Here is a 14,915-nt window from a genome sequence, read left to right on the forward strand (position 1 = left end):
CAAGCACGCAAAAACCTGCCTTTGGGCAAGGCGTTGTGTGCTTAGCCTACGGTTTGCACTGGGGAAATTCCTGCAGGACAACGGAATGAAGCCGGTACACGTAAATCCCCACCATGTCAAGAAGTCAAAAGAGCTGAACGACAACAACCCCAACAAGAATGACCGCAAGGATCCAAAGACCATTGCCGCACTGGTAAATGAAGGGCGCTTCTCTTACCCTTATATACCAACCGGCATCTATGCGGAGATCAGGAGTTTGTCAAACCTGCGTTTTCAGACACAGGAGGAGCTTACAAGGATCAAGAACCGGACTGCCAGATGGTTCGCCATCTGCTTCCCTGAATATAAAGACGTTTATGGGGATTTAAAGGCGGTCAGTGGGAGAATGGTGCTGAAGGAAGCGCCTTTGCCGGAGGACATCCGGAAACTTGGTGCAGAAGGTGTAAACAAAATATGGAGGAACGCAAAGCTGAGAGGCGCTGGAATGAAGAAGCAAGGATGGACGAACTGCTCCGAAACATAGAGGAGAAGCCGGGAGAAATTCCATACGTGGATAAACTGATGGAAATCAAGGAGATCGGGCTGGTGAGCGTCAGCGGATTTATTGCAGAGGTGGGGGACATTGGACGTTTTGACAACCCGAAGCAGCTGCAGAAGCTGGCAGGATATGCGATCGTGGCAAATGATTCAGGAAAGCACAGCGGAGAAAGCCGTATCAGTTACAGGGGCAGGAAACGCCTGAGATACGTGCTGTATGAAGCGGCGATATCGCTGGTTGGGAAGAATACCGAGTTCCGGGCAATCCATGAATACTACCGGACACGCAGGGAAAATCCCTTAAAGAAGATGCGGTCTGTTGTGGCAGCGGCCTGTTAGATTCTAAGGGTATTCTACACGATACTGACAAAAGGTGTGGACTATGACCCGTTGAAACTGATGGGAGACATCAAGAGGCCGCAGATGCAGGCGGCATAAGCAGTAGAGGAAATGGTAACCAAACAGGCAATGCCCTGTCCCGGTTGAATTGAGCTTTTGGCGAATGGAGTTAAGGGCTGAATTCAGCCGTGACAGGAAGGCTGAAAGGCAGGAAGAACGAGTCGGGAAAACGTCCGCCGCAAGGCGCCGACCGGGAATCATGCATGACAGGTCAGTAAGACTTAATACAAAGAATGAGCCAGTAGTCGGCAGGAATATTTTCCATAGGGCATGACCCTGCAAAGGAGCTAAGCAGACACCCTGGTTATGGACAGGCGGGACGAAGGAAGTTAGGACCCGGCAGAAATGCTGGAGCTCCTGGCAGACACGGGAGGTTCGCTGCCGTAGAAGGATGGGTATACAAAAGGCCATGTAGAACGAAAGACAACGACGTTTTACTTCGTGTACCCAACCCCCTCTACTTTCGTACCAGATACAGAGAAATCTCCATTCCTCCGGCTCATTCATCTGAGATATGATACTAAAAAATCCTTGAAAAATAAGGAAAAAAGACTTGACTAAATAGGAAGGGAGTAAGAGGATAGTTCATGTACCAAATCAAAGAAGGGAAACAGGGGCGGATTTGACTATGCCCCTGAGCCAGGATAAACGAAAAAACACACCATCCCGTGGATGATGCGCCTTCTGGAAAAAAGTATTAAAAAAGGGAGGAGAGCTGATAAATTCTTATCAGCTCGAGTATTATGAAAAAAATCTTGTAAGCGTTTTTGGGGCAGCAACTCTTGTTGTTTGCTATGGTTAAAGTATATAGCGTAAACATGAAGAAATAATGTTGTTTGTGTAAAAGGTTTTTGAATGAAATATGAACGAAGTGTGAATGGGCAAAGGGGAAGTGTTATCTTCCTACCGGCTTCACACTCACTGTCCGGTCGAAAATAGAACAAAGTAAACATAAGCAGAAGTATCAGGACTAAACAATCCGGGTACTTCTGCTTTTTATTTTCCGGTTTTTCACTCCCGGTCCTATCTGCCGTTTGCCCTTTGTTTTCTCTCTGTTTTCAAAAGAAGAAAGAGTAAATAAGAAAGAAAAGCTGAAAAGGAAAACACCCGGAAACAACGTATTTACAAGGAAAATTCAACCTAAAGACCAATACAAACAAACGGTAAACTGTCTTTGTTCTTGTCCTTTGGCTGTGACAGTCTCAAACAGTGTGGCTGCACCAAAGCCGGAAAAAGAGCAGAGAACAAGGCAGAAAAAAGCATGTCTGAAAATCTAAAAAGGAAGAAAAGAGCGAAAAAGGAAAAGGCTGTTTTCAGTGGGACAAAAGGGCGGGTTTCACTCGCACCTTGACAAAGTAATTCCAATTAATTTGAATTAATCGGAGTTTTTGTTGCTGTGAGAGGTCAAAAACTACAAAAACTCGGATTAAATACAAATTCTCGGATTAATTCATGACAAAAACTCGGAATAATTCGAGGCTGAATTTGAATTAATTAGAGTTTTTGTTACTGGGAAGTTGAAAAACTACAAAAACACCGATTATGCCGCCCACTGCCCGTCGCTCTTCCTCCGAAGTCTGTTTAAGCGTAATTCTTCCCGCAGCTTTTCCGTAAGATTTCCATTTTTTTCTAAATTCTTCAAAGCATCTGTGATATGCCCGCTGACTTTTAAAGTAATTTGCACATTCTTTATTATTGCACATCTAATATCTTCTCACGTCCATTCCATGTATAACGGATCACTGAAACAATCTGCGAATCCTGGGGCCTTGAAAGTTCTGCAATCCGAAGTCCTTTTACCGTCTCAAAACATCCCCATAAAGCCTGGGAATTCATGATATAATTAAGGGTATCGGTTTCATGTTTACCTACAAAAATTAGGATTAATTCAATTCAATCGCTATTAATTTGAATTTTTGTAAAGGAGTGAAGCAAATGGATAAGGTTGGAAAGAAATGCAGGGATATCAGTTTCCGCAGTGAGAAGAATCAAAAGCTGGTATGCGTCCACAGCCGGGAAGCCAGAGAGTACGCAAGGATTTTGGAATCAGATAATATGGTGGTAAGTTATGAAGCCTGTCAGTGTTTAGACATCACAGGAGGTAATAAAAATGGACTTACAGAAAAAATTAGATTTTATTGAGATATACAGAAACTTTTTGAAAACCCATCATTCAGAGAAGGGTATTGAGTACACAGTCGTTCCCAGTCCTAAAATTAAAAACGGGCCAGTGAAGATTGTTCCAAAGTCAGAGGTGGATTATGGCAGAAAAGAAAGGACAAACCGATAGAGTTAAGGAACTCACAGACAGACTGGAAGCAGGCATTAAAGAGGTGTTTGCTTCTGGCCATTACCGTGAGTATCTTTCCGCCGTGCATAAATTTCACAGTTACAGCTATAACAATTCTATGCTAATTCTCATGCAAAAACCGGAGGCATCTTATGTAGCGGGATTTAAGACATGGGAAACGTTGGGCCGCCATGTCAAAAAGGGAGAAAAGGGAATTACAATCCTGGCTCCCTGCCCGTACAAGTCCGTAAACTATGTTGATGTCTTAGATCCTAACACAGGCCAGGTCAAACGGGACGAACAGGGAAAAGTGATGAAAGAGCGTAAAGAAATCTCCCGTGCCAGTTTCAAAGCAATTTCAATTTTTGACATTTACCAAACCGAGGGCGAACCTCTCCCAGAACTTGCAAAGGAATTACAAGGAGAAATATCAAATTATAAGGTACTCATGGATTCAATACGTGACGTAGCTCCAGTCCCTATCCGGTTTGACACATGGAACGTAACAAAGAAAGGCTACTACGATCTAGTATAACTCGATTTAAATAAGCTTACAATTTAAGCATTGGTAGTAATCTGATTTATTGGCTTACGTGTCCGTGCTTTGGGCGCACGTTTCCCTTGGTTTTCAGGATAATAATGTAAACTTATTAAAATCGAGTTATACTAGTGACTCAGGAGATTGTGATTAAATCAGGTATGTCAGAATTGCAAACTGTTAAAACAGCAATCCACGAAACTGCTCACAGTATTTTACATAAGGACAAAACCCATACAAAGGATTCAAAGACAATGGAAGTGGAGGCTGAAAGTGTCGCTTTCGTGGTATGCCAATACTTAGGGTTAGATACATCGGACTACAGCTTTGGTTACCTTGCTAGTTGGAGCAGTGATAAAGAACTGCCGGAGCTGAAATCTTCTTTACAGACAATCCAAAAAACAGCCCATGATGTGATTGAACAGCTTGACAGTACAATCTTAAAAAATACCAACAATCTTGATATTTCTCTGACTGTTGCAGACGAACCAATGAAAATATCAAGTATAGGTGATACTCACCATCACAGGAGGTAAACGCATGACAGAACTGGAACAGCTACAACAAAAACACAGGGAAGAATGCACCCAGAAACGGGCAAGGTTAAAGGAGAGAAAACAGCGTGCTCACAGACTAATTGAACGTGGAGCAATTTTAGAATCAGCAATCAATGAAATCTGTCCTGCCGATAGATTTACGAATGATGATATTCAGAAGATTGTGTATTACGCAATCCTGTCACCCTCAACAGTGAATTACATAGCAGAGATGTATCTCTTTTTTTTAAAAGGAAGAGCGCACTGATATACCACCCTTCGGGCGGTATGTGCGGCCTGCGGCGCTTTCCATCATTCAAGTTGTTCCCTCTCTCATACAATCCCAATACAACTAGGCCAAAGACCCACAGTGCCATAAGGCACAAGCTTCCACCTAACGCACCAGATACATTCAAAGACCGTTCTGTACTTTGGAACGGCGTTGAACTTGCAGAGAAATCCGGTAACGCCCAACTCGCCAGAGAGATTGAAATCGCTCTGCCAAAGGAACTGACACTTGAACAACAAATCGCCCTGACAAGGGTTTACATACAACAAACCTTTGTCGCAGTGGGAATGTGTGCTGACTTTGCAATCCATAATCCGCCTGTCACAGATTCAAAGCACAGACCCATTGACAGCGAGGGAAATCCCTCGAACGACCCGGATAAAATGATATTCCGCAATCCACACGCTCACATCATGCTTACTATGCGTTCTCTTGATAAACAGGGACAGTGGCAGCCAAAATCCCAAAAGAATTATATTTGTCGCAATGGAAATCAAGAAAAGTCTATTCCTGCACCAGAAATGAAACAGGCTGAACTGGAAGGCTGGTGTAAACAATATCAATATAAAGTTGGTAAAAAGAAAATATGGCTAACAGAGGAATCCGCTACTAAGAAAGATTTAAAACGAATCAACAAAAATCCGAAATCAGAATGTGTTCAAAACTCTGCTATGGCAGAATGGAACTCAAAAGACAGTTTTTTCCGTTGGCGTGAATCATGGGCCAGTATGTGCAACCAGGCTTTAAGAGATAACAACATTAATCAGCAGATAGATCACCGTTCGTATGAGGAACAGAGTATTAACAAGGTTGCGTCTGTCCACCTCGGTTCCTCCGCTTATCAGATGGAGAAGCGAGGTGAACACACAGACTTAGGAAATCTCAACCGCGAAATTACAGAGGACAACCAGTTTTTAAGTGAAATTGAGGAACGAATCAAACGCATGGAAGAAATGGAAACAGAGCATTTGAACCAAATCAACGCCAAACTGGAGGGCTTACGCTCAAAGTATATCGCCTATGCCTATGAGCGGTTGACGCTCTCTGCCGCCGTTTCCACCACTGAGAATCAAAAAAGTAACGAAGCAGTAATAGCCAAAACCTATGCAGAATCCATGGAACAGGTTACGGTGGCCCTTGAAAATTTCCTGAAATCCCTTGACTTAAAAAAGCAGGAATTGGAGTTATGCAGCCCATTACAGGTCAAGAAACGAAAGGAATTAATTGAAGAAATAGCTAGGACAGAGATAGAAATACAATCTCTATATGACCGCAGGGAGAAAATTTTCAAGGCATATAAAGCAGATCCTTCCGACCCAATTTTTCCGGAATTTATAGAAACGAAGAAACACAGGATAGCTTTCCTTAGAAGCGAGCAATCTAAAATCAATACAGAGTTTTGGCAGTTGGTGGAGGATAACAAGGAGCGGTTAAAGGAGTTGCGTAATTTACGCTACGTAAACCGGAATCAATGGGAGAATTTCACCAAAGGTAAGTTAAAGGAGCATTATCAAAAGAATTTTAATCAATCAACATGGGAGAAAGCCAAAGCACAGGCACCAGATATTTCAGAGGTGGAGGGAACTGGAATCAGGAATAACAAATCTCATAGGAGATAAAAATAAAATTGCAAAACGTATGTTCTTGTGCTAAAATGGATATTAGGAAAGCACTCACGACAGGAGTGGCAACCTCCCAAACCTGTAAAACCGGTTCACCGGAATACATAGGAAAGGAGGTAGCGCCCATGACAGCATACGAGATTATTTCAATCTTTATAGGGATATTGGCTTTGCTGATGTCCTTTGGTAGCTTGATTGTTGCGATTATCGCCTTTCTCGATAAGAGAAATAAGCGTAAATAAAATGCCCACCCTGTCTGGTCCACAGGGTGAGCGTTGTCCTAACGGACATTAACTAAACCTTTTGGGAGCATCCACTTTTGGAGTGGGTGCTTTCTTTTACACTTTTATTATAATCAATCCGTTCCCTAAATTCAAGTGATTCTTTGAAATTTTCGTCTAAATTCACACGCCGGCGAGAGCAATTCACCTATTTTGCACCTCATATCCATCAAAACCGCTCTATTTTCCAGCCGCCGCCCATGAAGCAGCCCTCGAATGAATTATCAGCCGATTCAACATAAAACATCATAGAATCAGATAGTAAACGCTTTTCTAAAATGTGTCTGATTCTGGTAAATGCTCACAGACTTTTGCTCCTTGTATTCAAAATACAAAAAATCTATTCGTCAAAATCAACGGCTCTATATGGGCATTACTTTATATATAGAAGAAACTCCTTTGTTCATAAGGCATTCCAGTAAGTAAAATAAATCCGATTTTCCGTCTTTGCATAGGTTGCACAGGCCCACAAAAAGTCAATGCGTTTTTTACCCGGGCTTATCCGAAATAAAAAGTCTAGCTCTTTCATAAGTTGTCCGGCTATTCAACCAGTGGGTCACCGCTGGGCCATCAAAACACAGCAAAATTCATGGTTCTAATCAGTTTACCGCCCATAAACATTAGACAAAAGCAACGGCCTACCATAAAAATGCACTGACCCTGGGCGATAATTTCAGCAGTTCTCTCGGCTGTTCCTGGTCTCACTACGATAGTAAAATTAGAGTGGCGCTAATATACTCAAAAGGAGAATTGCCTATGGAAAGATACGATTACACAGCCAATGTTGATCTGGCTAGGAATGTTCCTGAAGAACTGGACAGATTGACAAACAAGGAAATGATTGCATTACATGAAGCAATTCAAAGAATCAGACAAGACACGGAAATAGAGGCCACCACAAAACATATGGAATGGTTTGACACCGCTATCCTCCCGGTTTTAAAAGAATATGCAGAGCAGACTTCCTCTATTCTTGATATTGAACGGGATAGAGAAATGCTCATACAAGCCACCCTCCGTAATGCTTGTGGGTTAGACATATCAAGTGATAGCCGCTGCCTGTATATGGCAATAATGTCGACCGTTCACCTCTCTGTTGATGTTGAGAACGGTGATCCTGTACTTGTTTTGACTTATGATTTGAAAGAATCTTAGAGGAGGTCAGGTATATGGATATGAAAGACAACCGCAATCTGATAATCTCTATTCTGTTGAATCTGTTAGCGGTCTTGCTGACATCAACACTGTTTTTGTTCTACAAAGTGGTGATTGCGGAGGAAATTAACAACGATTTGAACATGGAAAACTTAATGCTTTACAAAGACAAGAAGGAACTGGCAGAGAAATTAGAAGTAAAAGAAAAGCAGGAGGTCACAGAGTAACTTCCTACTTGAAAAATTAAGAAATATCTACATCAAGGATTTTTGCCATGGCAACCAGTTCAGACGCAAAAACATTTGCGAGGTCATGTTCCAGTTTGTAGTATCGCTGCTTATTAATATTTAAACCTTGCAACTGTAATTCACGGATCAGGTCGAAGGCTCGGACACCCTTGCTTTCTCTGATCCGTTTGATATTTGCACCTACGCTGATATGATTATCAGAACGTATTTTAATCTCGTCCATGAGCTAAACTCCTTGATTTTTGTAACTCAATGATATATTACCTGAATCCGTGAAACTGGTTGTTTTATGATGCTAATCCCAAATCGGATTGGCTTATTCTTGATAAATAGTTCTTCAAAGACAGTATTTTAATGTATCTGGATTGATTTTGGTTCCAAATGACGGTTAGGAACACTAGAAATCCTTTCAAAAGGGCATGCTTTCCCCTTGGTTTCTCAAAGGCTACCTGGCAGGATGACATTTATGACCGGAAATCCGCAAATGCTGTATACACCTGTGCAAAAGCATACCGCCATGTATTACTTCGGCCAAGGCCTAACAACAACTGCCGGGCATGCTCTGTAACGTGACTTGCCATCATGATCATATTACCAATCACCGTGCGCAGCCTTCTGCGCCTGACTTTATGTTTTGTCTTTGTGCCCTTCCTGCCGATGCTTTCCTGTCCGATCATCCGCAGAATGTTATAGGCCAGGATTGCCAGTTCCAGTACCAGCTCATTGGTCTCAAATTTGCCGGATGGCAGCCGCTCCATATCCATATCGGTCTTGATCTCGCTATGGAACTGCTTGTTTATGATACACTAGTATGACCGAAAAAAAGCGTCAGAATTCCCTGAAAAGAGCAAGGGAAATTCCCTAAAAAAGGCGGGACATATTGAACCTAATCTCCCGAAAAAATTATACACAACCAGCTCCCTGATGTTGTGAATCCATTGAAAATACTAGGTTTTTAAGCATTCTCTCTTTACAAATATGTGTATAAATTATATAATATAAGAAGAAATATTATACACATATTTGAAGGAGCCGCGCCATGTCGTCATTGGTTTATGTCAAAAATCCAAATGGTAAAATCTATGTATATAGCAACGTTTCTGTTTATGATAAGGAAACCAAAAAGGTCAAACATATTCGCAAGAGCATCGGGCATCTGGATCCAGCAACAGGCGAAGTGGTTCCCAACCGCAGGAAAGGCGATATTGCCCGCAAAAAGGCTGAAACGAAAGAACCTGCTGGCCGCTGTGTTGTTGAAAACACCGGCATACAGTCCCTTTTGGATAAAGCTGTTTCAGACATAGGACTGACAGTACCGCTCACCGCAGTTTTTCCAGACGACTGGAAACGCATATTGACGTGCGCGTATTACCTTGTCAGCGAAGGCGGGGCATTATGTCATATTGAACAGTGGCAGCGGATGTATCCGCCACCATGCCGTTCTCTGCTTGCAAGCCGGCGGGTGAGTGAACTCCTTGTAAGGCTCACGCCTGCGCTGCAGCAGAACTTTTTCAGCAGGTGGATTGATGTAAACCGCCAGAAAGATGTCTATGCAATGGACATCACCAGTGTATCCTCCTACAGCGAATTGATTGACTTTGTCCGTTGGGGATACAACCGTGATGGGGAAAAACTGCCCCAGATCAACCTCCTTATGCTCACCGGCGTCACTTCCCATATGCCGCTGTATTACAGGATTATTCCCGGCAGCATAAAGGATGTGAACACCCTGGAGGACAGCATAGCGAATATATCCGTTTTGGACAGTCCGACCTGTCATTTTGTCATGGATAAAGGCTTTTATAGTGAACCGAACCTTGACGCAATGTATGCCAGTCATAAGAAGTTCCTGGTCGGAGTGCCTTTTACGGTCGGTTTCGCTTGCAAGGCAGTAGAACGCTACAGGGATAGCATCCGTTCACATCACAATTACTGTGCAGTCTTTGGGGACGAACTGTACGCGGTCACGGAATCTTCCACGTGGAAAGGGCATCGATTCTATATCCACGTCTACCATGATAGTTTCAAGGCGGCGACAGACGAACGGAATTTTGACCATATCCTGCACTGCTGTTATGAAGAACTTATGGCTGGCAGACACGTAAAGGAGCATGCCTCGTATTACAATAAGTTTTTTCAGGTTCACAAAACACCTGTAAGGGGCATCAGGGTGGATTACAACGAGGAAGCCATCAGCAGGCATAAAAGGAACCATATCGGCTGGTTCGTGCTTGTAAGCAATCACATCAAGGATAAGACGAAAGCTCTTGAGGTGTATCGCGACAAGGATGCTGTTGAAAAATGTTTCGATGACCTCAAAAATGATCTTGACATGAAGCGTTTACGTATCCATTCGGCGGCAGCCATGGAAGGCAGGATTTTCATACAGTTTATAGCACTCCTGATCACAACCCGGTTAAAGCAGGTGATGAATGCGGCTGGATGGTTTAAAAATCATGACCTTCAAAAAGTAATAAGCGAAATGAAAACTGTCCGCAGTGTTAGTATAAATGGAACACGAAAAAAATACACCACTGAGCTTACCCCATTTCAAAAAGACATTTATGAGCTATATGGGTTGACCCCCTAAATATGTGTATAATTTGGACGGGATTTTAGGTCGTAATCAAAAAGTATCAAGCTGGTATATTTCTGAACAGATTATACCATTTTCTGATATTTTAAGAATTGAGAATAGATATGATGGGACAGTCTATTATGGAGAGCCGGACCCAAAACGCAAGGAAGTTCCACATTGCCATGAAGACGGTAGAAAAATATATCCGAATGACCCATGTCCATGTGGAAGTGGTAAGAAATTCAAAAAATGTTGTGGACGTAATAGTGCAGGATAAAAACCATAAACTTTGTGCAGATTCCCGGCTATACGCCATTTTTCCAATCTGTTATACTGTAATCAGCGATTGAATTAATCCTGATTACTTTGTTATCTTCCCACCGGCTTCACACTCACTGTCCAGCCGAAAATAGAACAAAGTAAACATAAGCAGAAGTATCAGGACTTAACAATCCGGGTACTTCTGCTTTTTGTTTTCCGGTTTTTCACTCCCGGTCCCATCTGCCGTTTGCCCTTAGTTTTCTCTCTGTTTTCAAAAGAAGAAAGAGCAAATTGGAAAGAAAAGCTGAAAAGGAAAACACCCGGAAACAACGTATTTACAAGGAAAATTCAACCTAAAGACCAATACAAACAAACGGTAAACTGTCTTTGTTCTTGTCCTTTGGCTGTGACAGTCTCAAATAGTGTGGCTGCACCAAAGCCGGAAAAAGAGCAGAGAACAAGGCAGAAAAAAGCATGTCTGAAAATATAAAAAGGAAGAAAAGAGCGAAAAAGGAAAAGGCTGTTTTCAGTGGGACAAAAGGGCGGGTTTCACTCGCACCTTGACAGGAAGTTGTCTCCTTCCCACCGACTTCCCACTCATTGTTCAGTCGAAAATAGAACAAAGTAAAATCAAAGCAGAAGTATCAGGACTTAACAATCCGAGTACTTCTGCTTTTTTTCTGGTTTTTCACTCACAGTTCCAACATGTATACTACACTGTTTACTTACTATACAACATACAATAATAATGAAGCTAAACATAACAATACAGCCGATGAACAGGAGATAGATTTTTTAGATTATCTGACAGGCGGTTTTATGCGGTTTTTGATTCAGCTAAGTAGAAACAAAAAGAAAATATAATCTTTGCAAAACGTATGTTCCCATGTTAAAATAAACATTAGGAAAGCACTCACGACAGGAGTGGAACCTCCCAGACTTAGTAAAAACGGTTCGCCGGAATACATAGGAAAGGAGGTAGCGCCCATGACAGCATACGAGATTATTTCAATCTTCATAGGGATACTAGCTCTACTCATATCCTTTGGCAGCTTGATTGTAGCGATTATCGCCTTTCTCGATAAGAGAAATAAGCGTAAATAAAATGCCCACCCTGTCTGATCCACAGGGTAGGCGGTGTCCATAAGGACATTTAAGTAATCTACTGGGAGCATCCACTTTTGGAGTGGGTGCTTTCTTTTACACTTCTATTATAATCAATCAAGTTCCTAAATTCAAGTGATTCTTAGAAATTTCCGTCCAAATCCTCACGCCGGGTTACAGTTCACAGGTGCCCTAAATCAATATCGTCAAAGTGACGAAATTTAAAAATTAAGAAATGACCTTAATCCGTGGAGTTTAATTATTATTTCATGCTGCAATCACTTTGTTTATGCGGTCTGTCGATACTTTTAAAAATATTAACAATATCACCCATTTGGTGATGTTTTCTGATACAATATTCCATAAGAAAACTATGGAGGCAGTCATCATGAAAAAGATAAAAATTGAGTTTACCAATGAGCGGCTCATCCCAGCCAGCGGCCTTGCAGTTGTCGGTGCCATTCTCGGCAAAAGCGACTTCGTAAAGCGGTGCAACCGTATGGATGTCACCCCAAACCGTTCACAGCACCAGATCAAGAACGGGGATGTCCTGCTCACTTATATCGGACTTCTCACCATGGGGAAACCTGCTTATGAGTCCGTCCATGAGTTTGATGACGACCCGGATTTTTACAAATACGCACTTGGCATTGTCAGAAGCATCCCTTCTGAGGAGACGCTGCGCCAGCGGATGGATGACATTGGCTCATCCATGCGTTCTTATATCCTTGCGGAAAACATCAAGATGCTCAGGGATAATGGCATTGTACCGGGAAAACTCCCGAACGGTTATGTGCCTGTGGATATTGATGTCACGCCCTTTGATAATTCCAAGACCAAAAATCAGGGTGTCTCCAGAACTTATAAGGGATGTGACGGCTATGCGCCGATAATGGCATATATTGGAACGGAGGGCTATCTGGTCAACTGTGAACTCCGGGAAGGAAAACAGCATTGCCAGAAGCATACCCCTGAGTTTTTACGGGAAACCATCCGTATGTGCAGGGAGATTACGGATGAACCGCTCCTGATCCGCCTTGATTCAGGAAACGATGCCGCAGAGAATATCGGTATCCTGGTGGAAGCGGGCTGTTATTTCGTCATAAAACGCAACCTCCGCAGGGAAAGCAAAGAGGACTGGCTGCAGATGGCACAGGAATACAGCCAAGATATCGAAACTCCCCGTGAAGGGAAAACCGTCTATATCGGCAGCGACTGGAAACCGGTTTCCTATAAAACAGCGGATGATACGGAAAAAACCATCACCGTCCGTGCCGGGTACGAGATCATAAACCGTACCATTGATAAATATGGCCAGTTCCTTCTGGAAGGCGACATTGAAGTCAATACCTGGTGGACAAACCTTGGAATGACGGACCGCGAAGTCATAGGACTCTACCATGCCCACGGCGAATGTGAGCAGTTCCATAGCGAGATCAAGACCGATATGGATATGGAGCGGCTGCCATCCGGCAAATTTGAGACCAATGAGCTGGTACTGGAACTGGCAATCCTGGCCTATAACATTCTGCGGATGATCGGACAGGAAAGCATCGGCAGGAAGGGCACAAAGACAAAACATAAAGTCAGGCGCAGAAGGCTGCGCACGGTGATTGGTAATATGATCATGATGGCAAGTCACGTTACAGAGCATGCCCTTTTGAAAGGATTTCTAGTGTTACTAACCGTCATTTGGAACCAAAATCAATCCAGATACATTAAAATACTGTCTTTGAAGAACTATTTATCAAGAATAAGCCAATCCGATTTGGGATTAGCATCATAAAACAACCAGTTTCACGGATTCAGGGTAAAGGCAGGAAGCCATATCTTGGGGGCCAGCTGATGTGGCTTTCCGCTTTCATAATCTTTTTCCAGACGCTCCCGTCCACAGAAGCCAAGCTTTCAATTCCCATTCCCCTTTATTGGCAACAATACCCTCTACCGTACCAGCCATAGGAATCCAAAACACATTTCCTTCACTGGTTTTATAATGTCCAAGGTAAATATCGTAATAGGAAGAGGCCACTTCAGTCTTAGTCAAGTCCAGAAGATAGAGATTCAGAGCCAGAGTGTCCTTTTAGGAGAGAGTATGATTGCCGCTCCGGATGCCGAACTGCTCGTTGACTATCTTAAATCCCCGGACATTCAGCAGCACAATGGAATAGGTGCAGGGCTCCATGTCCTTTAAAAGCTCCCTGTATCTGGCATTCGGCCATATCTCTCTGCATTTGCTGTATGTCTGTAATGGGTTATCTTATTATTAATGGAATCCCGGATATCACGGGATAGCTGGGAGGTTACATCTGTTAAGTATTCCTGGGTAGAGCCGTCCGAAATCGGTTTGAAGCTTGGCTTCATTCCAGATGGAAAGGGCAAAGACTGAGACCAGGACCAGGGGATGATACGGACAGAGGAACGCAGGCCCTCCGTCATAGTATACCGGAAAACAGGGGAAGAATAACAGAGGCGGTTTAAAGATAAGCCGTGCTGGACAAAGCCGGCGGAATTTGCTATAGTGGATAAAGATTCTAATTGAAAAAGGAGAAAGACAAAATGGCAAATCCTATAGTTACCATAACCATGGAAAATGGAGATGTAATGAAAGCAGAGTTATACCCGGATATAGCTCCTAATACAGTGAACAATTTCATCAGCCTTGTAAAAAAAGGATATTATGACGGACTGATTTTCCACAGGGTCATAAACGGCTTCATGATTCAGGGCGGCTGCCCGGACGGCACGGGTATGGGCGGCCCGGGCTACTCTATCAAGGGAGAATTCGCACAGAACGGCGTCAAGAACGATCTGGTACACACAGAGGGCGTACTTTCCATGGCAAGAGCCATGCACCCCAATTCAGGCGGCTCCCAGTTCTTTATCATGCACAAAGCATCACCGCACCTGGACGGCTCATATGCAGCCTATGGAAAAGTGACGGAAGGCATGGACGTGGTGAATAAAATCGCGGGTGTACGGACTGATTACAGTGACCGTCCCCTCCAGGAGCAGAAGATTAAGTCCATGACAGTGGATACCTTTGGGGTGGACTATCCGGAACCGGAGAAGTGCTGATA

The 14,915-nt window shown here is 43.1% G+C and carries 14 protein-coding genes and 3 pseudogenes; 15 read left to right on the forward strand and 2 right to left on the reverse strand.

Features of this window, described 5'->3' with window-relative positions; genetic code table 11:
* Positions 1 to 52 precede the first annotated feature (52 nt).
* From LA360_RS31530 to LA360_RS21610, 10 genes and pseudogenes are all read left to right on the forward strand, one after another.
* Positions 53 to 975, forward strand: a pseudogene (locus tag LA360_RS31530) (IS110 family RNA-guided transposase); the annotation flags it as partial.
* Positions 976 to 2,871: 1,896 nt separating this feature from the next.
* Positions 2,872 to 3,078 (forward strand): hypothetical protein, encoded by a 207-nt coding sequence (locus tag LA360_RS21575; protein ID WP_057573254.1) that lies wholly within the window; start codon positions 2,872 to 2,874, stop codon positions 3,076 to 3,078.
* Positions 3,047 to 3,226, forward strand: a complete 180-nt coding sequence (locus LA360_RS21580) for a hypothetical protein (RefSeq protein ID WP_057573255.1) — start codon at positions 3,047 to 3,049, stop codon at positions 3,224 to 3,226. Before LA360_RS21575 ends, LA360_RS21580 begins: the two co-directional genes overlap by 32 nt.
* Positions 3,198 to 3,761, forward strand: a complete 564-nt coding sequence (locus LA360_RS21585) for an ArdC family protein (protein ID WP_112481554.1) — start codon at positions 3,198 to 3,200, stop codon at positions 3,759 to 3,761. The genes LA360_RS21580 and LA360_RS21585 overlap by 29 nt, the downstream gene beginning before the upstream one ends.
* 149 nt (positions 3,762 to 3,910) lie before the next feature.
* A complete protein-coding gene (locus LA360_RS21590) occupies positions 3,911 to 4,300 on the forward strand; it encodes a hypothetical protein (RefSeq protein ID WP_146774923.1) in 390 nt (129 codons plus the stop codon).
* A gap of 4 nt (positions 4,301 to 4,304) precedes the next feature.
* Positions 4,305 to 4,568 (forward strand): DUF3847 domain-containing protein, encoded by a 264-nt coding sequence (locus LA360_RS21595; protein ID WP_057573267.1) that lies wholly within the window; start codon positions 4,305 to 4,307, stop codon positions 4,566 to 4,568.
* 20 nt (positions 4,569 to 4,588) lie between these two features.
* The gene (locus LA360_RS21600; RefSeq protein ID WP_112481556.1) at positions 4,589 to 6,208 is read left to right on the forward strand and encodes a MobA/MobL family protein; all 1,620 of its coding nucleotides are present in this window, start codon (positions 4,589 to 4,591) and stop codon (positions 6,206 to 6,208) included.
* 128 nt (positions 6,209 to 6,336) lie between these two features.
* Positions 6,337 to 6,453, forward strand: coding sequence for a putative holin-like toxin (locus LA360_RS31985; RefSeq protein WP_370804823.1), 117 nt, complete (start codon positions 6,337 to 6,339; stop codon positions 6,451 to 6,453).
* A gap of 795 nt (positions 6,454 to 7,248) precedes the next feature.
* Positions 7,249 to 7,647 carry a hypothetical protein gene (locus LA360_RS21605; protein ID WP_057573206.1) on the forward strand — a complete coding sequence of 133 codons (399 nt, stop codon included), beginning with the start codon at positions 7,249 to 7,251 and terminating at the stop codon, positions 7,645 to 7,647.
* Between the two features lie 14 nt (positions 7,648 to 7,661).
* A complete protein-coding gene (locus tag LA360_RS21610) occupies positions 7,662 to 7,874 on the forward strand; it encodes a hypothetical protein (RefSeq protein WP_057573205.1) in 213 nt (70 codons plus the stop codon).
* 16 nt (positions 7,875 to 7,890) lie between these two features.
* Here LA360_RS21610 and LA360_RS21615 read toward each other — a convergent pair whose 3' ends face one another.
* Both LA360_RS21615 and LA360_RS21620 read right to left on the reverse strand, forming a co-directional pair.
* Positions 7,891 to 8,118 carry a transcriptional regulator gene (locus LA360_RS21615; RefSeq protein ID WP_057573204.1) on the reverse strand — a complete coding sequence of 76 codons (228 nt, stop codon included), beginning with the start codon at positions 8,116 to 8,118 and terminating at the stop codon, positions 7,891 to 7,893.
* A 241-nt stretch (positions 8,119 to 8,359) separates the two neighbouring features.
* Positions 8,360 to 8,689: pseudogene (locus LA360_RS21620) on the reverse strand (IS1380 family transposase); the annotation flags it as partial.
* Positions 8,690 to 8,934: 245 nt separating this feature from the next.
* On the opposite strand from LA360_RS21620, the gene LA360_RS21625 reads away from it, so the two are divergent.
* The 5 genes and pseudogenes from LA360_RS21625 (at position 8,935) to LA360_RS21640 (ending at position 14,913) form a co-directional block, all read left to right on the forward strand.
* On the forward strand, positions 8,935 to 10,485 hold the full coding sequence (locus LA360_RS21625; protein ID WP_112481557.1) for an IS1634 family transposase: 1,551 nt from the start codon (positions 8,935 to 8,937) through the stop codon (positions 10,483 to 10,485).
* A gap of 4 nt (positions 10,486 to 10,489) precedes the next feature.
* The gene (locus LA360_RS21630; RefSeq protein ID WP_225537645.1) at positions 10,490 to 10,750 is read left to right on the forward strand and encodes an SEC-C metal-binding domain-containing protein; all 261 of its coding nucleotides are present in this window, start codon (positions 10,490 to 10,492) and stop codon (positions 10,748 to 10,750) included.
* Between the two features lie 971 nt (positions 10,751 to 11,721).
* A complete protein-coding gene (locus tag LA360_RS31990) occupies positions 11,722 to 11,838 on the forward strand; it encodes a putative holin-like toxin (RefSeq protein WP_368270457.1) in 117 nt (38 codons plus the stop codon).
* 340 nt (positions 11,839 to 12,178) lie between these two features.
* Positions 12,179 to 13,495 (forward strand): annotated as a pseudogene (locus LA360_RS21635) (IS1380 family transposase); the annotation flags it as partial.
* Between the two features lie 899 nt (positions 13,496 to 14,394).
* On the forward strand, positions 14,395 to 14,913 hold the full coding sequence (locus tag LA360_RS21640; protein WP_112481558.1) for a peptidylprolyl isomerase: 519 nt from the start codon (positions 14,395 to 14,397) through the stop codon (positions 14,911 to 14,913).
* The last annotated feature ends 2 nt before the right edge of the window (positions 14,914 to 14,915 follow it).

Origin of the sequence: Enterocloster clostridioformis (assembly GCF_020297485.1) — a bacterium.
GTDB lineage: Bacteria > Bacillota > Clostridia > Lachnospirales > Lachnospiraceae > Enterocloster > Enterocloster clostridioformis.

What these genes read in the sequence shown, in the direction of transcription:
- LA360_RS21575 (WP_057573254.1), top strand. Translation starts at nt 2,872, where the DNA reads ATGGATAAGGTTGGAAAGAAATGCAGGGATATCAGTTTCCGCAGTGAG.
- LA360_RS21580 (WP_057573255.1), top strand. Translation starts at nt 3,047, where the DNA reads ATGGACTTACAGAAAAAATTAGATTTTATTGAGATATACAGAAACTTT.
- LA360_RS21585 (WP_112481554.1), top strand. Translation starts at nt 3,198, where the DNA reads ATGGCAGAAAAGAAAGGACAAACCGATAGAGTTAAGGAACTCACAGAC.
- LA360_RS21595 (WP_057573267.1), top strand. Translation starts at nt 4,305, where the DNA reads ATGACAGAACTGGAACAGCTACAACAAAAACACAGGGAAGAATGCACC.
- LA360_RS21600 (WP_112481556.1), top strand. Translation starts at nt 4,589, where the DNA reads ATGTGCGGCCTGCGGCGCTTTCCATCATTCAAGTTGTTCCCTCTCTCA.
- LA360_RS31985 (WP_370804823.1), top strand. Translation starts at nt 6,337, where the DNA reads ATGACAGCATACGAGATTATTTCAATCTTTATAGGGATATTGGCTTTG.
- LA360_RS21605 (WP_057573206.1), top strand. Translation starts at nt 7,249, where the DNA reads ATGGAAAGATACGATTACACAGCCAATGTTGATCTGGCTAGGAATGTT.
- LA360_RS21610 (WP_057573205.1), top strand. Translation starts at nt 7,662, where the DNA reads ATGGATATGAAAGACAACCGCAATCTGATAATCTCTATTCTGTTGAAT.
- LA360_RS21615 (WP_057573204.1), bottom strand. Translation starts at nt 8,118, where the DNA reads ATGGACGAGATTAAAATACGTTCTGATAATCATATCAGCGTAGGTGCA.
- LA360_RS21625 (WP_112481557.1), top strand. Translation starts at nt 8,935, where the DNA reads ATGTCGTCATTGGTTTATGTCAAAAATCCAAATGGTAAAATCTATGTA.
- LA360_RS31990 (WP_368270457.1), top strand. Translation starts at nt 11,722, where the DNA reads ATGACAGCATACGAGATTATTTCAATCTTCATAGGGATACTAGCTCTA.
- LA360_RS21640 (WP_112481558.1), top strand. Translation starts at nt 14,395, where the DNA reads ATGGCAAATCCTATAGTTACCATAACCATGGAAAATGGAGATGTAATG.